This is a genomic window from Pseudomonas bubulae, assembly GCF_037023725.1.
Lineage (GTDB): Bacteria > Pseudomonadota > Gammaproteobacteria > Pseudomonadales > Pseudomonadaceae > Aquipseudomonas > Aquipseudomonas bubulae.
In genome coordinates this window covers 734,361-758,478 of record NZ_CP146077.1, presented here as the reverse complement: position 1 = coordinate 758,478, position 24,118 = coordinate 734,361, and the positions used below count along the sequence as shown (strand labels likewise).

21 protein-coding genes are annotated in these 24,118 nt (G+C 57.5%); 10 read left to right on the top strand and 11 right to left on the bottom strand.

The genetic code is table 11. From position 1 onward, the window contains the following. Positions 1–59 precede the first annotated feature (59 nt). The 5 genes from V6L81_RS03445 to V6L81_RS03425 all read right to left on the bottom strand — a co-directional run bounded on the left by V6L81_RS03445 (position 60) and on the right by V6L81_RS03425 (position 6,285). Complete coding sequence (locus V6L81_RS03445; RefSeq protein ID WP_094999617.1) at positions 60–1,154, bottom strand: polyamine ABC transporter substrate-binding protein; 1,095 nt, start codon at positions 1,152–1,154, stop codon at positions 60–62. A gap of 236 nt (positions 1,155–1,390) precedes the next feature. Beyond that, entirely contained in the window at positions 1,391–2,503 is a 1,113-nt protein-coding gene (locus V6L81_RS03440) for a polyamine ABC transporter substrate-binding protein (RefSeq protein ID WP_095017910.1), read from the bottom strand. 184 nt (positions 2,504–2,687) lie between these two features. Further along, a complete protein-coding gene (locus V6L81_RS03435; protein ID WP_094999615.1) occupies positions 2,688–4,052 on the bottom strand; it encodes an aspartate aminotransferase family protein in 1,365 nt (454 codons plus the stop codon). Between the two features lie 61 nt (positions 4,053–4,113). Continuing rightward, on the bottom strand, positions 4,114–5,472 hold the full coding sequence (locus V6L81_RS03430) for a glutamine synthetase family protein (protein WP_094999614.1): 1,359 nt from the start codon (positions 5,470–5,472) through the stop codon (positions 4,114–4,116). Between the two features lie 36 nt (positions 5,473–5,508). Beyond that, a complete protein-coding gene (locus V6L81_RS03425; RefSeq protein ID WP_095017911.1) occupies positions 5,509–6,285 on the bottom strand; it encodes a gamma-glutamyl-gamma-aminobutyrate hydrolase family protein in 777 nt (258 codons plus the stop codon). Between the two features lie 278 nt (positions 6,286–6,563). Between V6L81_RS03425 and V6L81_RS03420 the strand changes: the two genes are divergently transcribed. Together V6L81_RS03420 and V6L81_RS03415 are read left to right on the top strand one after the other, a co-directional pair. Next, a complete protein-coding gene (locus tag V6L81_RS03420; protein ID WP_094999612.1) occupies positions 6,564–7,940 on the top strand; it encodes a glutamine synthetase family protein in 1,377 nt (458 codons plus the stop codon). A 98-nt stretch (positions 7,941–8,038) separates the two neighbouring features. Continuing rightward, positions 8,039–8,686, top strand: a complete 648-nt coding sequence (locus V6L81_RS03415; RefSeq protein WP_094999611.1) for a TetR/AcrR family transcriptional regulator — start codon at positions 8,039–8,041, stop codon at positions 8,684–8,686. 109 nt (positions 8,687–8,795) lie between these two features. Here V6L81_RS03415 and tauD read toward each other — a convergent pair whose 3' ends face one another. The 4 genes from tauD to tauA are packed head-to-tail and all read right to left on the bottom strand — an operon-like array spanning position 8,796 to position 12,313. Next, positions 8,796–9,629 (bottom strand): taurine dioxygenase, encoded by an 834-nt coding sequence (gene tauD / locus V6L81_RS03410; RefSeq protein ID WP_095017913.1) that lies wholly within the window; start codon positions 9,627–9,629, stop codon positions 8,796–8,798. A 49-nt stretch (positions 9,630–9,678) separates the two neighbouring features. Continuing rightward, a complete protein-coding gene (gene tauC, locus V6L81_RS03405; protein ID WP_338660478.1) occupies positions 9,679–10,515 on the bottom strand; it encodes a taurine ABC transporter permease TauC in 837 nt (278 codons plus the stop codon). After that, the gene (tauB, locus tag V6L81_RS03400; protein ID WP_094999608.1) at positions 10,512–11,306 is read right to left on the bottom strand and encodes a taurine ABC transporter ATP-binding subunit; all 795 of its coding nucleotides are present in this window, start codon (positions 11,304–11,306) and stop codon (positions 10,512–10,514) included. Before tauB ends, tauC begins: the two co-directional genes overlap by 4 nt. A 26-nt stretch (positions 11,307–11,332) precedes the next feature. Continuing rightward, positions 11,333–12,313 (bottom strand): taurine ABC transporter substrate-binding protein, encoded by a 981-nt coding sequence (gene tauA, locus V6L81_RS03395; protein ID WP_338660477.1) that lies wholly within the window; start codon positions 12,311–12,313, stop codon positions 11,333–11,335. 499 nt (positions 12,314–12,812) lie between these two features. On the opposite strand from tauA, the gene V6L81_RS03390 reads away from it, so the two are divergent. The 8 genes from V6L81_RS03390 to V6L81_RS03355 all read left to right on the top strand — a co-directional run bounded on the left by V6L81_RS03390 (position 12,813) and on the right by V6L81_RS03355 (position 20,123). Then, positions 12,813–14,174 carry an OprD family porin gene (locus tag V6L81_RS03390; RefSeq protein WP_094999606.1) on the top strand — a complete coding sequence of 454 codons (1,362 nt, stop codon included), beginning with the start codon at positions 12,813–12,815 and terminating at the stop codon, positions 14,172–14,174. A gap of 292 nt (positions 14,175–14,466) precedes the next feature. After that, complete coding sequence (locus V6L81_RS03385; RefSeq protein WP_083369699.1) at positions 14,467–15,105, top strand: peroxiredoxin; 639 nt, start codon at positions 14,467–14,469, stop codon at positions 15,103–15,105. A 310-nt stretch (positions 15,106–15,415) separates the two neighbouring features. Beyond that, complete coding sequence (gene ssuE, locus V6L81_RS03380) at positions 15,416–16,009, top strand: NADPH-dependent FMN reductase (RefSeq protein ID WP_094999605.1); 594 nt, start codon at positions 15,416–15,418, stop codon at positions 16,007–16,009. 101 nt (positions 16,010–16,110) lie between these two features. Then, on the top strand, positions 16,111–17,076 hold the full coding sequence (locus tag V6L81_RS03375; protein ID WP_095017915.1) for a sulfonate ABC transporter substrate-binding protein: 966 nt from the start codon (positions 16,111–16,113) through the stop codon (positions 17,074–17,076). A 31-nt stretch (positions 17,077–17,107) separates the two neighbouring features. Continuing rightward, entirely contained in the window at positions 17,108–18,256 is a 1,149-nt protein-coding gene (gene ssuD, locus V6L81_RS03370) for an FMNH2-dependent alkanesulfonate monooxygenase (protein WP_016782830.1), read from the top strand. 7 nt (positions 18,257–18,263) lie between these two features. Then, entirely contained in the window at positions 18,264–19,070 is an 807-nt protein-coding gene (gene ssuC / locus V6L81_RS03365) for an aliphatic sulfonate ABC transporter permease SsuC (RefSeq protein WP_016782831.1), read from the top strand. Further along, positions 19,067–19,873: an aliphatic sulfonates ABC transporter ATP-binding protein gene (gene ssuB / locus V6L81_RS03360; protein WP_095017916.1), complete on the top strand. Its 807-nt coding sequence runs from the start codon at positions 19,067–19,069 to the stop codon at positions 19,871–19,873. Before ssuC ends, ssuB begins: the two co-directional genes overlap by 4 nt. Before the next feature lie 34 nt (positions 19,874–19,907). Continuing rightward, positions 19,908–20,123: a molybdopterin-binding protein gene (locus V6L81_RS03355; RefSeq protein WP_003444581.1), complete on the top strand. Its 216-nt coding sequence runs from the start codon at positions 19,908–19,910 to the stop codon at positions 20,121–20,123. Between the two features lie 722 nt (positions 20,124–20,845). Here the strand turns inward: V6L81_RS03355 and betT are convergent. After that, on the bottom strand, positions 20,846–22,843 hold the full coding sequence (gene betT / locus V6L81_RS03350; protein ID WP_094999601.1) for a choline transporter BetT: 1,998 nt from the start codon (positions 22,841–22,843) through the stop codon (positions 20,846–20,848). Positions 22,844–23,225: 382 nt separating this feature from the next. After that, on the bottom strand, positions 23,226–24,065 hold the full coding sequence (locus V6L81_RS03345; protein ID WP_130872217.1) for a hypothetical protein: 840 nt from the start codon (positions 24,063–24,065) through the stop codon (positions 23,226–23,228). Positions 24,066–24,118: the final 53 nt, after the last annotated feature.

Sequence of the window (24,118 nt, the reverse complement as noted above, 5' to 3'; positions counted from 1 at the left end):
CCAACAAATTTAGCAGCCCGGCCTTGATGGCCGGGCCTTGGATAGGTGGTCTGGCGAGATTACTTGCCCGTCTTGACCTTGGTCCACGTACGCGTCATCAGACGCTGTATTTTCGGGGGCAGCTCGGTTGAGACGTATGTCTTGTCCAGCACCGCCTGGGTTGGGTAAACCGCTTCGTCGGTACGAATGGACTCATCCATCACCTTGTCGGCCGCCGGGTTAGGGTTGGCATAACCGACATAGTCACTGACCTGAGCGATCACTTCAGGCTTGAGCAGGTAGTTGATGAATGTGTGGGCCTCCTTGACGTTGCTGGAATCCTTGGGGATGGCCAGCATGTCAAACCACAGGGCGCCGCCTTCCTTGGGCACGATATAGGCGATGTTCACGCCTTTTTTTGCATCCTCGGCACGCGCCTTGGCCTGGAATACATCACCGGAAAAACCAATCGCAACGCAGATGTTGCCGTTGGCCAGGTCGGAGATGTATTTGGAAGAGTGGAAGTAGGTGACGTATGGACGCACCGACATCAGGACTTCTTCAGCTTTCTTGTAGTCCTTGGGGTTGGTGCTGTTGGCATCCAGGCCCAGGTAGTTGAGTACGGTAGGCAGCATTTCATCTGCCGAATCCAGGAAAGCCACGCCGCACTTGGTGAGCTTCTTCATGTTCTCGGGTTTGAACACCGCATCCCAGGAGTCGATACTGTCGACGCCCAGCACTTCTTTGACTTTATCGACGTTGTAGCCAATGCCGTTGGTGCCCCACAGGTAAGGCACGGCATATTGATTGCCCGGGTCATTGGCCTGCAGGCGCTTGAGCAGGGCCGGGTCGAGGTTGGAATAATTCGGCAACTGCGCAAGGTCGAGCTTCTGGAACGCACCCGCCTTGATCTGCTTGCCCAGGAAGTGGTTAGACGGAACGACCACGTCATAACCGGTACGCCCGGCCAGCAGTTTGCCTTCCAGGGTTTCGTTGGAATCAAAGACATCATAAATCGGCTTGATGCCGGTCGCGGCTTCAAAATCAGCCAGCGTGTTCGGCGCGATATAGTCCGACCAGTTGTAAATGTGCACCGTGGGTGCCGCTTGTACGCTGACGGCAAGCGTCAAACCAGCTCCGACCAGCAAGGTCTTGCGAAACAGAGATATAGACACGTGATGGTCCTCTAAATAGTTGGGCCTGAGTTGCCCGCGTCATACGGCAGTCGAACCGCCAAAGACAAAACCGGCGCGCAACTTACCCTCGATAAACCTGCACAGCAAAGTTTTCCGCGAATAATTGCCCTAACACCTTGTTTTTCCGACCATTGCGCCGGTTTTTGTGAAACCGGAAGGCCTCAGCCCTCCGGTCTCAATCGCAGCCTTCGGCAGCGGCTACAAGGGGCGAGGCGTTATTTACCGGACTTGATTTTGGTCCAGCTGCGCGTCAGCAACCGCAGGGTGGTCGGCGGCAAATCGCTGATGGCGTAGAGCTTGGCCTTCACTTCATCGGACGGGTAAATGCTCGGGTCGCCCGAGATATCTTTATTCACCAGCGGCGTTGCAGCCTTGTTACCGTTGGGGAAACGCACGCTGTTGGTGATTTCGGCCATCACTTCAGGCTGCATCAGATAATTCATCCAGGCATAGGCGGCGTCGACGTTCTCGGCATCCTTGGGAATGGCGACCATGTCATAGAAACTGCCGGCACCTTCTTTAGGGATCGCGTACTTGAGCTTGACCTTGTCACCGGCCTCTTTGGCGCGGGAAATGGACTGTTCAAGGTCACCCGAGTAACCCACGGCCACGCAGATGTTGCCGTTGGCCAGGTCGGAGATGTACTTGGAGGAATGGAAGTAGCCGACCGAAGGGCGAATCTTCAGGAACAGCGCTTCGGCTTCAGCCAGTTGTTTCTTGTCTTGCGAATCGGTCGGGTAGCCCAGGTAGTGCAGAGCGGCCGGGATCATTTCGGTCGGCGAGTCGAGGAAGCTTATGCCGCAGCTTTTAAGCTTGGCAGCGTTCTCCGGCTTGAACAGCACGTCCCAGGAATCGATGGTGTCCACGCCCAGCGCGGCCTTGACCTTCTCCGGGTTGTAGCCGATGCCGATGGTGCCCCACATGTACGGGAACGCATGTTTGTTGTCTTTGTCGCTGGCATCGCCAACGGCCTTGAGCAACGCCGGGTCGAGGTTTTTCCAGTTGGGCAGCTTGGACTTGTCCAGCTCCTGGTAAACCCCGGCCTTGATCTGCTTGGCCAGGAAATTGTTGGAAGGCACGACGATGTCGTAGCCGGACTTGCCCGCCAGCAGCTTGGCCTCAAGGGTCTCGTTGCTGTCGAACACGTCGTAGACCACCTTGATACCGGTCTGGTCTTCGAATTTTTTAACCGTGTCCGGTGCGATGTAATCGGACCAGTTGTAGATGTGCAGAACCTTGTCTGCTGCTTGAGCTGCCCCGGCCATCACACCCATCAAGGAGAGGGCGAGAAGGGTCTTGCCAGCTTTTTTAAAACCTGATGCCTTCATCTGTAATGCTCCAATTGTTCTTTTAAACCACCGATTCAGCGACCTGATCTCAAGGTGACTAAAGCCGGCGGCTAGTCTGGCAAGATCCGGGGCAGGCTTTCAAGGGAAGAGCCTTGATTCTTAAGGCTCTGAGCGCAATTGCCTGCTTTAAAACAGCAGTTCTCCTGCGCTCAAAGCCTAGCAGTTAACCTTGCAAAGTTTCCAAGGTCAGATCCAGGCACTTACGCGCCTTGGTCACCAGCTCGTCGATCTCGTCCTTGCTGATCACCAATGGCGGCGAGATGATCATGGTGTCACCCACGGCACGCATGATCAGACCGTTATCAAAACAGAACTGCCGGCAGATCATGCCGACACCACGGCCTTCGTAACGCTTGCGTGTGGCTTTGTCCTGTACCAGCTCAATGGCACCCAGCATGCCCACACCACGCACTTCGCCCACCAACGGGTGATCGTTCAGTTCACGCAGACGCTTTTGCAAATACGGTGCCGTTTCGGCATGCACCTTCTCGACAATTTTTTCTTCGCGCAGGATGCGGATGTTTTCCAGTGCCACGGCGGCGGCTACCGGGTGACCCGAGTAGGTGAAGCCGTGGTTGAAATCGCCGCCCTCATTCAGCACCGCCACCACTTCGTCGCGCACGATCAGGCCGCCCATCGGGATGTAGCCCGAGGTCAGGCCCTTGGCAATGGTCATCATGTCCGGCTTGAGGTCGTAGAAATCACTGCCGAACCACTCGCCGGTGCGACCAAAACCACAAATCACTTCATCGGCCACGAACAGGATGTCGTACTTGGCCAGGATTTCCTTGATGCGTGGCCAGTAGGTGGCTGGCGGCACAATCACACCGCCCGCGCCCTGGATCGGCTCGGCAATAAAGGCACCGACAGTGTCGACGCCCAGTTCGAGGATTTTTTCTTCGAGCTGATTGGCCGCCCAGATACCGAACTCTTCCGGGGACATATCGCCACCTTCACCGAACCAGTACGGCTGCGGGATGTGGGTAATGCCCGGAATCGGCAAATCGCCCTGTTCGTGCATGTAGGTCATGCCGCCCAGGCTGGCACCGGCCACGGTAGAACCGTGGTAGCCGTTTTTGCGGCTGATGATGGTCTTTTTATTCGGCTGGCCCTTGATCGCCCAGTAATGGCGAACCATGCGCAGCATGGTGTCGTTGCCCTCAGAGCCTGAGCCGGTGAAGAACACATGGTTCATGCCTTCAGGTGCGATCTCGGCGATGGCTTTGGACAGTTCAAGGACCGGCGGGTGGGCGGTCATGAAAAACAGGTTGTAGTACGGCAGTTCACGCATTTGCTTGCTGGCCGCTTCAGCCAGCTCGTCACGGCCATAGCCGATGGCAACACACCACAGGCCGGCCATGCCGTCGAGAATCTTGTGGCCTTCGCTGTCCCACAGGTACACGCCCTTGGCGTGAGTGATGATGCGTGGGCCGACTTCTTTCAACTGTTTGAAGTCACTGAACGGTGCCAGGTGGTGATCGTTGCTCAGTTGTTGCCATTCGAGGGTTTGCGGGTTCTTGTTGGTCATACGGCTCTCCTTTAGTCAGTAGAGGAGGGGCGGCGCCTTCCTGGCTCGCCCCTCCAGCGTGTCAGACGGCGAACAGCAGGAATTCCCGCTCCCACGAACTGATGACGCGCTTGAAGTTTTCATGTTCGGCACGTTTGACTGCCACGTAGCCGGTGATGAACTTGGTGCCCAGATACTTCTCGACCGTCTTGCTGTTTTCCATACGCTCCAGGGCGTCTTCAATGGTCAACGGCAAGCGCAGGTTGCGGCGCTCGTACCCACGGCCCACTACCGGCGCACTCGGGTTGATGCCTTCGACCATGCCGATGTAGCCACACAGCAGGCTGGCGGCAATAGCCAGGTACGGGTTGGCATCGGCGCCCGGCAGGCGGTTTTCGACACGACGGTTCTGCGGCCCGGCATCCGGTACGCGCAAACCCACGGTACGGTTCTCCTCGCCCCACTCCACGTTTACCGGTGCCGAGGTATCAGGCAAGAAACGGCGGAACGAGTTCACATTCGGAGCAAACAGCGGCAACAGTTCTGGAATGAACTTCTGCAGCCCGCCGATGTGGTTCAGGAACAGGTCGCTCATGGTTCCATCTTCATTGGAGAAGATGTTTTTGCCGGTGTTGATATCGATGATGCTCTGGTGCAAATGCATGGCACTGCCAGGCTCGCCGGTCATCGGTTTGGCCATGAACGTGGCGGCGACATCGTGCTTGAGCGCGGCTTCGCGCATGGTGCGCTTGAACACCAGAATCTGGTCGGCCAGGGACAGTGCGTCGCCGTGACGGAAGTTGATTTCCATCTGCGCCGTGCCGTCTTCGTGGATCAACGTGTCCAGATCCAGCTTTTGCAGTTCGCACCAGTCGTATACGTCTTCGAACAACGGGTCGAATTCGTTGGCCGCTTCAATGGAGAAGGACTGACGACCGGTTTCCGGGCGGCCGGAGCGGCCCACAGGCGGCTGCAACGGGTAATCCGGGTCGTCACTGCGCTTGGTCAGGTAAAACTCCATCTCCGGCGCCACGATCGGCTGCCAGCCATGGTCGGCGTAGAGTTTGAGCACCTTTTTAAGCACGTTGCGCGGCGACAGCTCGATCGGGTTGCCCTGCTTGTCGTAGGTATCGTGAATCACCTGAGCAGTTGGCTCAATTGCCCACGGCACCACAAAGACTGCGTTCTGATCGGGACGGCAGACCATGTCGATGTCGGCCGGATCGAGGAGTTCGTAATAGATGTCGTCTTCGACATAGTCGCCCGTTACGGTTTGCAGCAATACGCTCTCGGGCAGGCGCATGCCCTTTTCGGCAATGAACTTGTTGGTCGGCGAGATCTTGCCGCGAGTAATCCCGGTAAGGTCGGCGATCATGCATTCGACTTCTGTGATCTTGTGGTCTTTCAACCAATCGGTGAGCTGGTCGAGGTTGTTACTCATAAATGCCTCTGGGCTGAGTGTCCTGACTTGAATAAGTCAGGCGTTTACTGACGCATCTGCGTCGCGTTGTGTTGCGCGCCGTCTGCAGGCATCTCCAAATGCCTGGAAGATGGCGAGGTAAATCGGGTTGGAGCTTACCTGCCATTCGGGGTGCCACTGAACCGCCAAAGCAAAAGCCTTGCCGTCTTTGACCGACACGGCTTCGACCAGACCGTCCGGTGCAAGGGCTTCTGCGCGTAAACCGGGGGCCAGGCGATCGATACCCTGGGTATGAATCGAGTTGACCTCGAACTCAGTGGGCAAGCCCAAAGCGGCCAACACTCCGCCGGGCTGGACGTGCATGGCGTGGCTCGGTGCATATTGCACCTCAACAGGGGCACTGGGGTCTTCGCGATGTTCGATAAAACCTTCGACTTCATGCAATTTCTGGTGAAGTGAGCCACCCAGAGCTACATTCAACTCCTGAAAGCCGCGGCAAATGCCGAGCACCGGAACGCCCGCTGCCAATGCAGCACGAATCAGCGGAAGGGTGGTGCGATCACGCTCGGGATCATGCAGCGTGTCTGGTGCGCTGGCGGGGCCGTGATACAAGTGGGGTTCAATATTGGAAGGCGACCCGGTAAAGAGCAGGCCGTCCAGACCGTCAATAATATCGGTCGGATCAATCAGTTCCGCCAGTGACGGAATGATCAGGGGCAAGCCTTTGGCGGCCACTGCAACTGCTCGCACGTACTTATCGCCAGTGATGTGATAAGGATGCAAACCGATCTGCTTGGTGCAGGCGGTGACGCCGATTAACGGCAGGCGTGACATGTAACACCCCGGTATTATTGCTGTTATGGGTTTGAATCGAGCTTAGCCTTGTTCATTTTTTTACACAACACCCCCGTAAAAAATACAACACGGCCCGCTCAAGCCTGCGGGCGCCACCCGTCAAAACAGAACAAATACGCCCCAAAAAGCGTCAAAAATGGCCTTCCGGCGCTTTTTCAGGGCAAAAAAGAGGCTGCTTGACTTCGGTATGCCGTTCGGGTTGACTGAATCCCGTAGCGCTCAATGATTGATATTTTTAACAACAAAGGTGTTGCATCATGTCGGTACCCCCGCGTGCCGTTCAGCTTAACGAAGCGAACGCGTTCCTTAAGGATCATCCTGAGGTTCTGTACGTAGACCTTCTCATTGCGGATATGAATGGTGTGGTGCGCGGCAAGCGCATCGAACGCACCAGCCTGCACAAGGTTTACGAGAAAGGCATCAACCTGCCTGCCTCTCTGTTTGCACTGGATATCAATGGCTCAACGGTGGAAAGCACCGGCCTGGGTCTGGATATCGGTGACGCAGACAGAATCTGTTATCCCATCCCCGACACCCTGTGCAACGAACCCTGGCAAAAGCGCCCTACCGCGCAATTGCTGATGACGATGCACGAACTTGAAGGTGAACCTTTCTTCGCCGACCCTCGCGAAGTACTGCGTCAAGTTGTTACCAAATTTGACGAACTGGGCCTGACCATTTGCGCCGCTTTCGAGCTGGAGTTCTACCTGATCGACCAGGAGAACGTTAACGGTCGCCCGCAGCCACCACGTTCGCCGATCTCCGGCAAACGCCCGCATTCGACTCAGGTTTACCTGATCGACGACCTCGATGAATACGTCGACTGCCTCCAGGACATTCTGGAAGGTGCCAAAGAGCAAGGCATCCCGGCTGACGCCATCGTTAAAGAAAGTGCCCCGGCGCAGTTCGAAGTGAACCTGCACCACGTTGCCGACCCCATCAAGGCCTGCGACTACGCGGTACTGCTCAAGCGTCTGATCAAAAACATCGCCTACGACCATGAGATGGACACCACATTCATGGCCAAGCCTTATCCGGGCCAGGCGGGCAACGGGCTACACGTTCATATTTCGATTCTGGACAAAGACGGCAAAAATATTTTTGCCAGCGAGGATCCCGAGCAGAACGCCGCATTGCGTCACGCGATCGGCGGTGTGCTCGAGACCCTACCGGCACAGATGGCGTTCCTTTGCCCCAACGTGAACTCCTACCGTCGTTTCGGCGCACAGTTCTATGTGCCCAACTCGCCGTGCTGGGGCCTGGACAACCGTACCGTGGCCATTCGCGTTCCGACCGGCTCGGCCGACTCGGTACGGATCGAACACCGGGTTGCCGGTGCCGATGCCAACCCGTATCTGTTGATGGCCTCTGTGCTGGCCGGTGTTCACCACGGTCTGACCAACAAGATCGAACCGGGCGCCCCCGTCGAAGGCAACAGCTACGAGCAAAACGAGCAAAGCCTGCCGAACAACCTGCGCGATGCATTGCGTGAGCTGGATGACAGCGAAGTGATGGCCAAATATATCGACCCGAAATACATCGATATTTTTGTCGCCTGTAAAGAGAGCGAGCTGGAAGAGTTTGAACACTCCATCTCCGATCTCGAATACAACTGGTACTTGCATACCGTGTAAGCGATTGCAGTCCACGAAAAACGCCGCCGGCCTTACAGCCCGCGGCGTTTTTTCATGCTCACAGGTCTACAATGCCGGCTGCCCTTGAGGAGACGCTGATGTCCAGCCGCGCCACACCCCGAAAGCCACGCGCTCGCAGCCAGGGCCGCATCGACACGATACTTGACGCTGCCCGCACGCTGCTGACGGCGCAGGGCGTATCCAGCCTGTCGATTTACAACGTGGCAGAGCACGCACAAATCCCGCCGTCGTCGGTTTATCACTTTTTCGCGGGCGTACCCGCGCTCCTTGAGGCGCTGACCGGTGATATTCACGCAGCCTTCCGCGCCTGTCTGCAGGCGCCGATCGAGCATGATGCGTTGAAAGACTGGCGCGATCTTTCGCACATTGTTGAACACCGAATGCTGACGATCTACAACGAAGATGCAGCCGCCCGGCAGTTAATTCTCGCCCAGCATGGCCTTACCGAAGTCACACAAGCCGACCGCCAGCACGACCTTGAGCTGGGGCAATTGATGCACGCGCTGTTTATGCGCCACTTTGAATTGCCAGCACTGCCACAGGACGTGGACGTGTTTGCCCTGGCGATGGAGCTGGGCGACCGCGTGTATGCACGCTCCATCCAGCTGCACGACAGCATCACCCCGCGTATGGCCGAAGAAGGCATGCGCGTGGTGGATGCTTATCTGGGGTTGTATTTGCCGCCGTTTTTGCCGAAACGCAAGAGCCCGACGGTAAACCTGTAGATACTCTGTTGCAGGTCAAGCCCTATTGTGGGAGCGAGCAGGCTCGCTCCCACAGTTGCAGTGTTCATGCCGCTGCGCTCGTCAGCGGCTACACGTCATCCCGCGCTCATCAGAACGGAGCATCACCCAAAATCGTTGCACGGTGCATCACACGGCGGTTCGGACGGTAATCGTCCACGGCGTAATGCTGGGTTACGCGGTTATCCCAAAACGCCACATCGTTCTCCTGCCAGCGCCAGCGAATGGTGTATTCCGGGCGGGTGGCATGGGCAAACAGCAACTTCAGGATCGCTTCGCTCTCTGCTTCAGACAGTTCATTGATGCGCGTGGTGAAACCTTCGTTGACGAACAACGACTTGCGCCCGCTTACCGGGTGGGTGCGGATAACCGGGTGCGACAGCGGCGGGTTATTTTTTCGGGTCTGTTCCCAGCGTGCCAAATCTTCCGGGGTCGAACCAAAGCGCTCCAGCGGGAATGACTTGGTGAAATCGTGCGTTGCGGTCAGCCCATCGAGCAGCACCTGCAACGGTTTCGACAACCCTTCAAAAGCGGCAATACCGGCTGCCCACAAAGTGTCACCACCAAAAGCCGGCAGTTGCTTGGCACTCAATACCGCGCCCATGGCCGGGGTTGGCAAAAAGGTCACGTCGGTGTGCCATACCGCGTTGTCACGCACGTCAGTCACGGCGGTGTCCAGCACCAGCACTTCCGGCTGGCCAGGCACGTTGGGGTAGATCGGGTGAATATGCAGGTCGCCAAAATTGGCGGCAAAACGGGCCTGCTGCTGCGGTGTAATCGACTGGTTCTTGAAAAACACCACATGATGTTCAAGCAAGGCTTGCTCGATGGCATCACGGTGCTCAAGGCTCAGCGGTTGAGTCAGGTCGACACCCTCAATCTGGGCGCCCAGGGCAGAGCTAATCGGGGTAATGGTCAGGCTCATGATCTCTCTCTTAATCAGCGCGCCGATTAATCAGCGTCGAGTTCTGTTGTTAGTGAGCCTGGCCGTGCCACGGCACCAGCTTGTGTTGCAGGGCGCGCAGGCCCATTTCCATGGCAAAGGCGATGATGGCTATCACCAGAATCCCCAGTACCACCACATCGGTCACCAGGAACTGCGCGGCGGACTGCACCATAAAACCCAGGCCACTGGTGGCGGCGATCAGTTCGGCGGCCACCAGCGTCGACCAGCCCACGCCCAGACCGATACGCACACCGGTCAAGATATCCGGCAAGGCGCTCGGCAAAATCACATGGCGAATCAACTGCCAGCGCGTCGCACCCAACGACTGCGCAGCACGGACCTTGGCCGGGTCAACGGTACGCACGCCGGTGGCGGTGGCAATCGCGATCGGGGCGAAAATCGCCAGGTAAATCAGCAGCACTTTCGACAGCTCGCCAATACCGCACCAGATCACGATCAGTGGCAAATAGGCCAATGGCGGGATTGGGCGATAGAACTCGATCAGCGGATCGAAAATTCCCCGCGCAATGCGGTTATGGCCAATGGCGATGCCCACCGGCACTGCCGTCAGAATCGCAAAGCCCAGACCCAGGCCGATACGGCTCAAGCTCGCGCCCAGGTGCTGCCACAGGGTGGAATCCATATAGCCCGTGGTCGCCAGCAGCCAGCCTTTTTGCAACACGGCAGAGGGCGGCGGCAGAAACAGGGGTTCAATCAGACCGGCAGCGGTAACGGCCCACCATACGGCGATCAGGGTGACGAGGGTCAGCACGCTGATCCAGCGTGTGCTCAGGCTGCGCTTGACCGGGCGTGGGGTGTGGGGCGCGGCAACCGGGTTGGCGGCGACTGCTTCATAACTGCTCATGCGCGCTCCTGCCGCTGGGCGGCACCGCGTTGTGAAAACACGCGATCAAGCACGTGCTCACGGGTTTCAATAAAGCGAGGGTCGGACTTGATCGAACGTGCCGATTCGCCGGCGTTGTAGCGCTGGCCAAAATCCAGGCTCAGACGCTCAACAATGCGGCCGGGGTTGGGCGCCAGCAAAATCAGGTCAGTGGCCAGAAACACCGCTTCTTCAATGTCGTGGGTAATCAGAAATACCGGCTTGTCGGTGCGCCGGCACACTTGCAGCAACAGTTCCTGCATCTGCTCACGGGTGAACGCATCGAGGGCACCGAAAGGCTCATCCATCAGCAATACGCGAGGGTCGGCAGCCAGCGCGCGGGCCAGGCCCACCCGCTGTTTTTGACCGCCAGACAGCTCCCATACGCGGCGCTTTTCAAAGCCGGACAAATCCACCAGCGAAAGCATTTCACGGGCACGGGCTTCGCGCTTGTCCCGTGGCACACCGGCCAGTTCAAGGCCGAAAGCCACGTTGGCCAGTACGTCTTGCCAGGGCAGCAACACATCATCCTGAAACACCACACCGCGCTCGGCACTCGGGCCGTGGACGGGTACGTTGTCGAGGGTAATTCGACCAGCGCTGGGCTCGACGAAGCCAGCGATCAGGTTCAACAAGGAGGTCTTGCCGCTGCCCGACGGGCCAAGTGCGACCAGCAGTTGCTGTGGCCCGAGGCTGACGGAAATATCCGACAGCACCGGCTCAGCGGCGCCCGGGTACTGTGCGCTGATGCGCTCCAGTGTTAACAAGGCCATGACGGTCGACTCCTCAGCGGCGTTGATTATTGAGTAACAAAAGTGGCGTTGACCGACGGCGCGTAGTCCGGCAGTACAGCGTCGACTTTTTTCTGCTCTTTCAGGAAGGCAGCAGTGTCGGCCAGGGCTTTGGTAGTCGGTGCGCCCAGCAATACCACCTGATCAGCCGCCAACGGGTAGACGTTGCCTTGCAGCAGCGGGATATCGGCCGCCTTGGCGCCCGAGAGCTTCACAACCTTGTCGATATTGCCCTGATTGGCCAGCCAGGCTTTAGGGTCCTTGTGGTAGTCGGCGTAGGCATCCAGAGTCACTTTGGCGAACTGCTTAACGACTTCCGGGTGCTTGGCGGCGTAGTCCTTGCGCACGATCCAGGCATCAAAGGTCGGCGCACCGAGCTTGCCCAGCTCACCGGAAGTGATCAGCACTTTGCCGTTCTCTTTGGCAGTGCCCAAAGCCGGGTCCCATACGTAGGTGGCGTCAATATCGCCACGCTTCCAGGCCGCGACAATGGCAGGCGGTGCGAGATTCAGAATCTGTACTTTCGAAGGGTCGATGTTCCAGTGCTTCAATGCAGCCAGCAGGCTGTAGTGACCGGTGGACACAAACGGCACGGCTACTTTTTTGCCGACCAGGTCCTGCGGGCCGTTGATACCGGAGCCGTTGCGGGCGACCAGGGCTTCAGAACCGCCCAACTGAGTGGCGATCAAAAAGGTTTCGACCGGTACGTTACGGGTCACGGCGGCGGTGAGCGGGCTCGAACCCAGGTAGGCAATCTGCACATCACCCGAGGCAATGGCCGCAATGATGTCTGCGCCGTTATCGAATTTGCGCCAGTTGATCTTGGCGTCAGTGGCTTTTTCGTAAGCACCGTCGGCCTGGGCGACTTTGGCCGGGTCAACGGTGGTTTGGTAAGCCACGGTGACATCCGAGCTGGCAGCCTGCGCGAAGAAGCTGGCACCCGCCAGAGACAAAGCAGCCAAAAGGCGTAGGGGAGAGTGCAGTTTCATCAGGTAGCTCCTCGGCAGGTGGCCGGATATCGGCTGGATGCGAGGTTAAATGATCTAAGAATCAGTAAATAAATAACTTTTAAGCATTAGCTTATGTAGTTACGCAACATACAGGCGCGCACCCGCGCCCTAACTGCCAGGGCGTTTTAGCCAGCGGGTGATTAGGTCGAGAGTTTAATAACCAAAGGCTATTAAAAGATTCATGAAATTATGTTTAGAAATTAGACAAAAGACCGATAGCATTCCCACGCGCGCGTGTAGGAGAAACCCTGCTATATGCCTATTTGATCTGAAAAGATCAGAAACAATTCTTTTTAGGTTTATTAAATAGTCATTAACCTGCGCACAAACGACGAATGATTAGACAAAGGTCGTAGCCATGATGGGTTGCGATTGACTTGCCGGTCACCGTCTGGCGCTAATCGCGCATCTGCAGCACCCAGGCATCAGATCCGGGGCTGAGGAACTACAAAAATTAGAAACGCAAAGGAGCAACACAATGCACAAGTCCACCTTGGCCATCGCTGTGGCCGTAGGATTGTTGGCACAACAAGCCAGCGCTGCCGGCTTTATCGAAGACAGCAAGGCCACGCTGAAGCTGCGTAACTTCTATATCAATAACGATAACCGTGACTCGGGCACCAAAGCTGCCGGTGCGCAAAGCAAGACTGAAGAATGGGGCCAGGGCTTCCAGCTGGACTTCACTTCGGGCTTCACCCAGGGCACAGTCGGTTTCGGTATTGATGCCATTGGCCTGTTGGGCGTCAAGCTCGACTCCAGCGCTGGCAAACACGGCAACCCTACCGGCGCAAACTATGGCGGTTCGGTGTTCCCAAGCGATGGCAACCACGCTGTAGACGATTTCTCCAGCCTGGGCCTGACCGCAAAAGCCAAAGTGTCCCAGACCGAACTGCGCATCGGTACCCTGCAGCCTAAACTGCCGGTTATCGTTAGCAACGACGGTCGCATGCTGCCGCAAACCTTCCAGGGTGGCCAGATCACTTCCAGCGAGTTCAAGGACCTGACCTTCACCGGCGGCCAGATCGAGCACGCCAAGGGCCGTAACTCGAGCAACAACGAAGGCCTGTCGATTGCCGGCGCGAACAATTCCATTACGGGCAAGTTCGTTAACAAGTTCTACTACGGCGGTGTGGACTACAAGGTCAACAAAGACCTGTTGCTGCAGTACTACTACGGCAACCTGGAAGATTTCTACAAACAAAACTTCCTGGGCCTGGTTCACAACTGGTCCATCGGTCCGGGCGTGTTGAAATCTGACCTGCGCTACTTCAACAGCACCGACGACGGCAAGAACGGCCACGACTCTGCGTATTACACCACCGGTGATTACGCCAACAGCTCTGCAGGTAGCGGCAAGGGCAAGGTCGACAACAACCTGATCAGCGGCCTGTTCCTGTACACCGTTGAAGGTCACACCTTTGGTGGCGGTTATCAGGTGAGTAACGGCAGCAGCGACTTCCCGTTCCTGAACCAGGGCGACGGTGCATCGGCGTATATCCCTACCGATATGCAGATCTCGAAGTTCGCCCGTGCTGGCGAGCGTACCTGGCAGGCGCGTTACTCGTATGACTTCGCCAAAGTCGGCGTACCTGGCCTGACGGCGGGCGCGGTTTACCTGCGTGGCGACAATATCGACACCTACAACAGCAAAAATGTGCAAACCAGCAATGGCTCTTCCGAGTGGGAACGCGATATCACCGTGGCTTACGTGATCCAGGAAGGCACGCTGAAAAATCTGGGCTTCATGTGGAAAAACGCCATGTGGCGCAACGATATTGCTGGCCAGCGCGACCAGGACGAAAACCGTCTGATCGTGAGCTACTCGATCCCGTTGCTGTAAGCGTGATTTAGTACAAAGTAAGAAAAATCCTGCCCGGCGCAATGCCGGGCAGGGTGTTTACCGAAGACCTCAACGGTCAATTCGCAACACATTAATAGTCGCAGCTCCCTGCCGCTCCCCTTGCCTAAACCAGAACCCACAGTGGCCCCACGCCTGGGCTGCGTCCAATGAAACAGTTTTTAATATCTCTTTTGTTCTAATCAAATCGATATTTATTCTTTTTAATTAGCTCCAGAGGCAGGCAGAGTGGCTCCATCACGCCCCGCCATTGCCAATAAAAAGGAGCTGCACCATGAGCCTCAGACTCGGCGACATCGCCCCCGATTTCGAACAGGATTCCAGCGCCGGCAAGATCCGTTTCCATGAATGGCTGGGCGACAGCTGGGGCGTGTTGTTTTCGCACCCGGCGGACTTCACCCCGGTGTGCACCACCGAACTGGGCTTCACCGCCAAGCTCAAGGACGAGTTTGCCAAGCGCGGCGTCAAAGCCATCGCACTGTCGGTAGACCCGGTGGACTCACACCACAAGTGGATCGAGGACATCAACGAAACCCAGAATACCGTGGTCAACTTCCCGATCCTGGCCGATGCCGATCGCAAGGTGTCTGACCTCTACGACCTGATTCACCCCAATGCCAGCGACACCCTGACCGTGCGCTCGTTGTTCGTGATTGATCCGAACAAAAAAATCCGCCTGACCATTACCTACCCGGCTAGCACCGGGCGCAACTTCAACGAAATTTTGCGGGTGATCGACTCGTTGCAACTGACCGACAGCCACAAAGTGGCCACCCCGGCCAACTGGCAGGACGGTGACGAGGTCGTGATCGTGCCGTCGCTCAAGGACGAAGACGAAATCAAGCGTCGCTTCCCCAAGGGCTACCGCGCCGTGAAGCCCTACCTGCGCCTGACGCCGCAGCCGAACAAGTAAAACCAACCTCATACCCTGTGGGAGCGGGCTTGCTCGCGATGATGGTGCCGCGGTTTTTTCTGATACACCGCGCCGATCCCATCGCGAGCAAGCCCGCTCCCACAAACATGCAACCGTGTCTTCAACAGGGTTTTTGGCCGTTTCGACGGCCTTTTTTTTGCTTTCGATTTAACAAAAAGGCATATGCATTTTAAGAATAAACAAATGAATAAATATGATTTATAGATATATAAATCACCTGTTATGGTCTGTTCACTCAAGCGAAAACGCTGACAGCGAATTGCACATATTCATTCAAGGAAACGTCTAGATGCTGGTCGTGACACTCGGAGGAAGCCCAAGCCAACGTTCCCGCTCAGGAGTGTTGCTGGACCACGCCAAACGCTGGCTCAACCAGCAAGGCGTTGAAGTGGTGAGCTATCAGGTACGCGACTTTCCGGCCGAGGACTTGCTGCACGCACGCTTCGACAGCCCGAAAATCATCGACCTGCTGCAACAGATCGAAAACGCCGATGGCCTGGTGATTGCCACCCCGGTGTACAAAGCCTCGTTCAGCGGCGCGCTGAAAACCGTGCTCGACCTGCTGCCCGAACGCGCCCTGAGCCACAAAGTGGTACTGCCTATCGCCACCGGTGGCAGCATCGCCCACATGCTGGCCGTGGACTACGCCCTCAAGCCAGTACTGTCGGCACTCAAGGCCCAGGAAATGCTTCAGGGCATTTTTGCCGAAGACAGCCAGATTGCTTACGGCGAAGGCGGCGCACAAGCGCAACTGGTGCCGATTCTGGAACAGCGCCTGCAAGAGTCACTCGAACAGTTCTACAGCGCCCTGGCGCGACGCCCCAAGCCACTGGACCCGAGCATCCTCAACGAGCGCCTGGTGACGGCTCGCTGGAGTATCTGAAACAGCATTTTTCCCACCGATAAAAGCTCCACCACCTTACTGATCCGCTAACGGCCCAGCAGGTGCTACCCGAATCCCGAACAACAAAAAAGGAGAGCGCCATGCGCCCTGTCATTTTGCGTCGTGGTCTGGTCGCACTCTTAGCTGCGGCTGTGTCCTTCGGTGCTGTTACCCAGGCCCAAGCCGATACCCTGCGCATCGGTTATCAGAAATACGGCACGCTGATGCTGCTCAAGGCCAAAGGCACGCTGGACAAGCGCCTGGCCGAGCAGGGCGTTGACGTGCAATGGACCGAATTCCCCGGTGGCCCGCAATTGCTTGAAGGCCTGAACGTGGGCTCCATCGACTTCGGCGTGACCGGCGAAACCCCGCCCGTGTTCGCCCAGGCCGCTGGCGCCGACTTGCTCTACGTCGCCTACGAGCCACCAGCCCCCACCAGCGAAGCGATTCTGGTGCCCAAGGATTCGACCATCACCTCGGTCAAAGACCTCAAAGGCAAAAAAGTCGTCCTCAACAAAGGCTCCAACGTGCACTACCTGCTGGTGCGCGCCCTTGAAGACGCCGGCCTTAAATACACCGATATCCAGACCGTGTTCCTGCCCCCCGCCGATGCCCGTGCTGCCTTTGAACGCGGCAGTGTCGATGCCTGGGTAATCTGGGACCCGTACCAGGCAGCCGCCGAACAACAGCTGCAAGCGCGCACCCTGCGTGACGCCAGTGGCATCGCTGACAACCATCAGTTCTATCTGGCTACCAAGCCTTATGCCGAACAGCACCCCAAGGTGATCGAAACCCTGGTCGATGAAGTACGCACTATTGGCGAATGGGCCAAGGCCCACCCCGAGGACGTGACAAAACAAGTCGCACCACTGCTGGGCCTGTCTCCTGAGATCACCCTCACGGCGGTCAAACGCCAAGGCTACGGCGCACAGTTTCTGACCCCGGAAGTGGTCAACGCGCAGCAAAAAATCGCCGACAGTTTTTACCAGCTCAAGCTGATCCCCAAGCCGCTGGTTGTGAAAGACGTGATCTGGACGCCCCCGGCCAATCTGGCCAAAGCCAACTAACGCTTGCTGCCCCTAATTAGGAGACCACTCCATGAGCCTCAATATTTTCTGGTTCCTGCCTACCCACGGTGATGGCCATTACCTTGGCACCTCCGAAGGCGCCCGCGCCGTTGACTACGGTTACCTGCAACAAGTCGCGCAGGCTGCTGACCGCCTGGGCTTTGGCGGGGTACTGATTCCTACAGGTCGTTCGTGCGAAGACTCATGGCTGGTGGCGGCATCGCTGATTCCGGTAACCCAGCGCCTGAAATTTCTCGTAGCCCTGCGCCCGGGCATTGTGTCGCCCACCGTTGCAGCGCGTCAGGCCGCGACCCTGGACCGTTTGTCCGGTGGCCGCGCCCTGTTCAACCTGGTCACCGGCGGCGACCCGGAAGAGCTGGCCGGTGATGGTTTGTTCCTCAGCCACGAAGAGCGTTATCAGGCCTCGGTAGAGTTCACCCGCATCTGGCGCCGTGTGCTTGAAGGCGAAACCGTGGACTACGATGGTGAACACATCACCGTCAAAGGCGCCAAGCTGCTTTACCCGCCGATTCAGCAACCGCGGCCACCGCTGTATTTCGGCGGGTCTTCGGAAGCCGCACAGGATCTGGCCGCCGAACAAGTGGAAATGGTTCTGACCTGGGGCGAGCCACCGGCTGCCGTTGCAGAAAAAATCGAACAGGTGCGCGCCAAGGCCGCCAAATTGGGCCGCACCGTACGTTTCGGCATTCGTTTGCACGTAATTGTGCGTGAAACCAACGAGGAGGCTTGGAAGGCCGCCGACAAACTGATCTCGCATCTGGACGACGACACCATCGCCCGTGCCCAGGCCTCGCTGTCGCGCTTTGACTCGGTGGGCCAGCAGCGTATGGCCGCCCTGCACGGCGGCAGCCGCGACAACCTCGAAGTCAGCCCTAACCTGTGGGCAGGCGTGGGCCTGGTACGGGGCGGCGCTGGTACGGCGCTGGTCGGGGATGGTCCGACCGTGGCCGCACGGGTTCAGGAATACGCCGACCTGGGCATCGACACCTTTATTTTCTCCGGTTACCCGCACCTGGAAGAGTCCTACCGTGTGGCCGAGTTGTTGTTCCCGCACCTGGATATCGAACGCCCGGAACTGCCAAAAAGTGCAGGCTACGTGAGCCCGTTTGGCGAAATGGTCGCCAATGACATCCTCCCTAAAGCTGCGTCGCAGAGCTGAGGTCGCCATGAGTTCAGGCAAGGCCTCGGGCCTCAAAAACATCGGTCACACCCTGGCGCCCTGGGCCTTGCCGGTCTTGCTGCTGGCAGTGTGGCAGCTGTCCGTGTCAGCGGGCTGGCTGTCGACACGCATCCTGCCCGCCCCCAGTGCCGTGATCACGGCCGGCGTCGAGCTGGTGCGCAGTGGCGAAATCTGGAAACACCTGGCCATCAGCGGCTGGCGCGCCGGGCTCGGCTTTGTGATCGGTGGCAGCATCGGTCTGGCGCTGGGCTTTATCACCGGCCTGTCGAAATGGGGTGAACGCCTGCTCGACAGCTCGGTGCAAATGATCCGCAACGTGCCGCATCTGGCGCTGATTCCGCTGGTCATCCTGTGGTTCGGCATCGACGAGTCAGCGAAGATTTTTCTGGTGGCGCTGGGGACTTTATTCCCGATCTACCTCAACACTTACCACGGCATCCGCAACGTTGACCCGGCGCTGGTGGAAATGGCGCGCAACTATGGCCTGTCCGGTTTCAGCCTGTTCTGGCAGGTGATCTTGCCGGGCGCGCTGCCGTCGATCCTGGTGGGTGTGCGCTTTGCCCTGGGCTTTATGTGGCTGACCTTGATCGTGGCCGAAACCATCTCCGCCAGCTCCGGCATTGGCTACCTGGCGATGAACGCCCGGGAGTTCCTGCAAACCGACGTGGTGGTGCTGGCGATTGTTTTGTACGCAGTGCTCGGCAAACTGGCCGACACCGCAGCCCGGGGGCTGGAGCGCATCTGGTTGCGCTGGCACCCGGCGTATCAAGTGGTTAAAGGCGGTGCAGCATGACAGCTCAACAACCTCCACGTTTGCGCCAGGGCATACCGCTGGCCATCAACGGCTTGCAGAAGGCCTTCGGTGAGCGCCTGGTGCTACGTGATATCAACCTGCATATCCCGGCAGGGCAGTTTGTCGCCATCGTAGGCCGCAGCGGGTGCGGCAAAAGCACCCTGATGCGTTTGCTGGCCGGCCTGGATCAGCCCACTGCAGGCCAGTTGCTGGCCGGTAGTGCGCCCCTGCAAGAGGCCCGTGAAGACACGCGCCTGATGTTTCAGGAAGCGCGTTTACTGCCCTGGAAAAAAGTCATCGACAACGTGGGCCTGGGCCTTAAAGGCGACTGGCGGCCAAAGGCGCTCAAGGCACTGGAAGAAGTCGGCCTGGCCGAGCGCGCCAATGAATGGCCGGCAGCACTTTCGGGCGGTCAGAAGCAGCGCGTGGCCCTGGCCCGCGCCCTGATCCACCAACCGCGCCTGCTGCTGCTTGACGAGCCGCTGGGCGCGCTGGATGCCCTGACCCGCATCGAAATGCAGCAACTGATTGAACGCCTGTGGCGCCAGCATGGTTTTACCGTATTGCTGGTGACCCATGACGTGAGTGAAGCCGTCGCGATTGCCGACCGTGTCATTTTGATTGAAGAAGGCCAGGTAGGGCTGGACCTCACGGTCGACCTGCAACGCCCACGGCTACGCGGCTCGCATCGCCTGGCGGCACTGGAAACCGAAGTACTGAACCGTGTTCTTGCACTGCCTGGCTCGCCACCTGAGCCGGAACCCGTTGCACCGCTGCCTACGCAACTGCGCTGGGCGCAATAAACCCACTTTCTATCCCAAGACAGGAATCGACACCATGACCATTAAAGCCATCAACGTTCGCAACCAGTTCAAAGGCCACATCAAGGAAATCGTACTGGGCGACGTGCTGTCGGAAATCGACGTACAAACGGCGTCGGGCATCGTGACTTCGGTGATCACCACCCGCTCGGTCAAGGAGCTGGAGCTGGTGGTCGGTAGCGAAGTGATCGCGTTCGTAAAATCCACTGAAGTGTCCATCGCCAAGTTGTAAATCATGGGTGATTCACAGCCCCGAACGGTGTAAGCCCTTCGGGGTTTTTTGTGCCTGAAAATCGCCCTCAAATCCTGGGGGTCATGACTGTGGCCGCTCATCAGCGATAAACAGCGCAACAAATTCTTGGCCGCCTGAATGCGCTGCTCGGCACAGGCCAGCAGGGCAGATACAGAGGCGCGGGGATCGATCAATAAAACGTGGGAACCGACGGGATTGTCGGTTTGGGGAACGTACTGGGACATGCTTTAACTCCTAAGAAAAGGAGCCACCTCAATCAGCTTGCACGCAGAAAGAGGGTAGCAATTGTGCGCGGGTGTGCAAGACCGGTCCCAGATAACCCGGCAGACCCGAAGATCTCCCGCGCACAACCGCCATAACGCCGATTGCAGGCGCTGAGCCTACCAAGCGATATGGAAAGTTGAAATCCAATAATTAGGCTTGCACGCCTGATCGCTGATGTTCAGCGATGGAGCGGACTATAGGCAGCCCGCCTGGGGCATCACAATGGGGTAACGCGGGTGAAAGCCCGATCCCACATAAGTGCGCGAAAGGTCTGTAGAAATCGCAGCGCCTGCATCGCGAGCAAGCCCGCTCCCACAGGTTTGACGAGCATCCACACATGGTGAGAACACCCAAAACCTGTGGGAGCGGGCTTGCTCGCGATGGCATCAGCCCGGTGACTCAGGCCGTCACAGCAGCCTGAATCACCACCAAACCAATCAGCGCACCAAATGCAAAAACTGCAGATGGCGTTCGTACTGGTCGAGGATGTCGTTGATGATCTGCTCTTTGGTGTAGCCCGTCAGGTCGTAGTCCTGGCTGCCTTCGGCCAGATGCACTTCAGCACGGTAGTAACGGCGATTACGCAGTTGCTCCTTTTTGCCGAAGCCACCCCGGGCGAAGGACGGCGTGAAGTAGCCACGCATCTGCACCTGGTAGATAAACGGATGTTCATCCCCATGACCGATTTCCAGGCTCACGTTGTCGTTGGCCGGGTCTGGCTGGGTGACAACGTTAAGGCCTTTCTCCCGGAACACAGCGCTCACTTCTTCAATCGCCGGGCGCACGGTGGTGTCCATAAAGCGGTACACCTCGTCCCGCGACGGGAAGTGCACGGCCTGGCTCAAGCGCTGGCGCCAGCCACCACGACGCGAGTGCGAAACGGGTGCCAGGGAGTGGGTCTGCGCAATCTTCTTCTGCGACTCAAGGTAGAACGCCTTGTGCAGGCCCCACATCATCAGCAGCAAAATCAGCGAGAACGGTAACGAGGTCAGTACTACCGCTGACTTGAGCGCATCGATACTGCCTGAGAACAGCAGCGCACTGGTCACCAGCGCAGTCATCGCGCCCCAGAACACCCGCAGCCATTTCGGGCCGTCTTCGTCCGCGTTATTGCCACGGGCCGAGAGGGTGGACAGCACCACAGTACCGGAGTCAGCCGAGGTCACGAAGAACACGAAGCTGATAAACACCGTCACCGCGATAACGGTCTTGCTCCACGGGTAGGTCTCAAGCAGCAGGTACAGCGTACGCGACGGGTCATCGATAGCCGACTGGCCGAGGGCAACCATACCGTGGTTGAGCACCTGGTCGATGGCGCTGTTGCCGAAAATAGACATCCACGCCAGGGTGAAGCCCAGTGGAATCAGCAGCACGCCGAACACGAACTCGCGGATGGTCCGGCCACGGGAAATACGCGCAATAAACAGGCCTACAAAGGGCGACCATGCGATCCACCAGGCCCAATAGAACACGGTCCAGCCGCCCAGCCAGTCACTTGGCTTGTCGTAGGCATACACATCGAAACTCTTGGTGGGCAGTGCACCCAGGTAGTCACCGATGTTCTGCACCAGAGTGTTGAGCAAGTGCTGGGTGGGGCCGGCGAACAACACAAACAGCAGCAGGGCACAGGCCAGCAGCATGTTGATGTCGGACATCACCCGCACGCCCTTGTCGACACCGGCAATGGCCACCAGAATCGCGGCGCCCATCATCAACGTGATCAGGCCCACTTGCACCCATTGGGTATGGGGCATGCCGAACAGGTAGTCGAGGCCGGAATTGAGATGCAGCACCCCAAAGCCCATGTCGGCGCCCAGGCCGAACACCGTGGCGATAATGCCGAAACCATCCACCGCATAACCGATGGGGCCGTTGATGCGCTTGCCGATCAGCGGGTAGAGCGCCGAGCGCAGCGCCAGCGGCAGGTTATGCCGGTAGGCGAAGTAGGCCAGCGCCATGCCGACGAACGCGAACACACCCCAACCGTGCAGACCCCAGTGCAGGAACAGCAGCTGCATGCCCTGGCGCGCAGCCTCGGCATTGCCGGCCGGGCCCTGCGGCGGGTTGAGCATATGGGTGAGGGGTTCGGACACACAGAAGAAAAATAGCGTGATGCTGATCCCGGCGGCGAACAACATGCCCGCCCAGGACAGGTAACTGAACTCGGGTTCGTCGTGGTCGGCACCGAGCTTGATCTTGCCGTAGCCGGACAAGGCGGTGACGACCACGAAGATCAGATACAGGGTCATCGCTAACATGTAGTACCAGCCGACCGTGTTGGCCGCCCAGTTTTGTGCGGCCAGCAGCCATTCGCCGGCAGCGGCAGGCATGGCGATGACCACCACACCGAAGATCAGGATAAACGCGGCGGCAAAGTAGAACACCGGCGGGTTCATGCGGATCGAGGACGTCTCGGACGTGATCGGTACACTCATTGGATGTGCACCTTATAGAGGTAAAACGGGATCAAAAAGAGCGGATTCGGCAAGGGTTAGCCTCCTGTTGTGAGCGGGCAGCGGACCACCGGTTTAACTTGAACAAGCATTCAAGTTAAACATGGATGGCCTTTCAGCACTAATCGCTGCCCGCAGCTGCACGCCTGATACGTTAGCTCATGGCAAGGTATGACACATGGCCATGATCATCGTTCAGCCGTTATAGCGTGGGGCTATCAGGGGAGGCGGGGGTGGTTGAAGGAGAAAGATTTTATGGCCGTGAAAAAAATTTCAAATCCAGGCAAATGCCGGATGACATCAAGCAAAACATCAGCAAAACCGCCGCCCCAACTCACGCATGCTCATTTCATATTTTCAGGGCTCAAGGATCAATCCTCAGTCGCCCCCCACCGCCACTGTAATGTCCGCCATTGTCGTACCCGGCGGCTGTAGTTGGTGGCCGTCCGCCACCTCCGCGGCGTCTTCGACGGCGGGCAGGTGGTTGTGTTGGCATCTGGACAGGAGGTAATGGCATTACAATCTTTGGAGGAGGAGAGGTGGGGGCAGGTGCGGGGTAATAGGGAACCACTGGCTTGCCAAAAATATACGCCTTAACTTGTGTTATCGAGCCGCCAAAAATCTTAACCAGTTTGGCTGATCCTAACTTAACGATGGCGCCAGAGTTTTCAATAGACTCAATGCGTCTGATCCAACGAGCAGCCATTTGTCGGCCCTCACTGGAAGCTGAAATAGACGCAATATGCATAAAAATATAAGTCTCTGCCGCAAGCTCCAACTCGGCCTGAGTATTACCGGCCGAGTCCAGCACCCGCTGCCAATATTCTTCGCGTTTACCCTCCGGTAAAATAGTAAATACGGAGTTAAGCGTCCATGCATCTGCTGTGTAGCCAGCAGAGATAAATACATCACTATGAAACTTCCAAACTTCTTGATAATTAATATCTCGAACTACTTCCAGCTGTTCGTCTTCAATTTGACTTTTCAACACCTTCAAATACTCACTCGCCATTTCGCGGAGTATTTCTTGAGTTTTACTTTCATCAACAGGCATACCTTGAGCGGCAGCAACCTCCTTCATATAGTTCATCGCCACTATCCCGGCAACTGTGTTTTGCTCTGCAACACCTAACGCCAAAGTCGCATAGGTATATCCTTTCCCACTCAGATAGTGATACAGAAAACCTGGATTTGTTTCACGCAAATAACCTTCAGCGAACTTTAAATTTCCTGAGTCTAGTTTCCCAACATAAATCA

Bases quoted from the DNA above. Each gene is read 5' to 3' on its own strand.
- ssuD (WP_016782830.1), top strand. From the start codon at position 17,108: ATGAGCCTCAATATTTTCTGGTTCCTGCCTACCCACGGTGATGGCCAT.
- V6L81_RS03355 (WP_003444581.1), top strand. From the start codon at position 19,908: ATGACCATTAAAGCCATCAACGTTCGCAACCAGTTCAAAGGCCACATC.
- ssuB (WP_095017916.1), top strand. From the start codon at position 19,067: ATGACAGCTCAACAACCTCCACGTTTGCGCCAGGGCATACCGCTGGCC.
- tauA (WP_338660477.1), bottom strand. From the start codon at position 12,313: ATGAAACTGCACTCTCCCCTACGCCTTTTGGCTGCTTTGTCTCTGGCG.
- V6L81_RS03430 (WP_094999614.1), bottom strand. From the start codon at position 5,472: ATGAGTAACAACCTCGACCAGCTCACCGATTGGTTGAAAGACCACAAG.
- tauB (WP_094999608.1), bottom strand. From the start codon at position 11,306: ATGGCCTTGTTAACACTGGAGCGCATCAGCGCACAGTACCCGGGCGCC.
- tauD (WP_095017913.1), bottom strand. From the start codon at position 9,629: ATGAGCCTGACCATTACCCCGATTAGCTCTGCCCTGGGCGCCCAGATT.
- betT (WP_094999601.1), bottom strand. From the start codon at position 22,843: ATGAGTGTACCGATCACGTCCGAGACGTCCTCGATCCGCATGAACCCG.
- V6L81_RS03385 (WP_083369699.1), top strand. From the start codon at position 14,467: ATGAGCCTCAGACTCGGCGACATCGCCCCCGATTTCGAACAGGATTCC.
- ssuE (WP_094999605.1), top strand. From the start codon at position 15,416: ATGCTGGTCGTGACACTCGGAGGAAGCCCAAGCCAACGTTCCCGCTCA.
- tauC (WP_338660478.1), bottom strand. From the start codon at position 10,515: ATGAGCAGTTATGAAGCAGTCGCCGCCAACCCGGTTGCCGCGCCCCAC.
- V6L81_RS03375 (WP_095017915.1), top strand. From the start codon at position 16,111: ATGCGCCCTGTCATTTTGCGTCGTGGTCTGGTCGCACTCTTAGCTGCG.
- ssuC (WP_016782831.1), top strand. From the start codon at position 18,264: ATGAGTTCAGGCAAGGCCTCGGGCCTCAAAAACATCGGTCACACCCTG.
- V6L81_RS03440 (WP_095017910.1), bottom strand. From the start codon at position 2,503: ATGAAGGCATCAGGTTTTAAAAAAGCTGGCAAGACCCTTCTCGCCCTC.
- V6L81_RS03420 (WP_094999612.1), top strand. From the start codon at position 6,564: ATGTCGGTACCCCCGCGTGCCGTTCAGCTTAACGAAGCGAACGCGTTC.
- V6L81_RS03425 (WP_095017911.1), bottom strand. From the start codon at position 6,285: ATGTCACGCCTGCCGTTAATCGGCGTCACCGCCTGCACCAAGCAGATC.
- V6L81_RS03435 (WP_094999615.1), bottom strand. From the start codon at position 4,052: ATGACCAACAAGAACCCGCAAACCCTCGAATGGCAACAACTGAGCAAC.
- V6L81_RS03390 (WP_094999606.1), top strand. From the start codon at position 12,813: ATGCACAAGTCCACCTTGGCCATCGCTGTGGCCGTAGGATTGTTGGCA.
- V6L81_RS03415 (WP_094999611.1), top strand. From the start codon at position 8,039: ATGTCCAGCCGCGCCACACCCCGAAAGCCACGCGCTCGCAGCCAGGGC.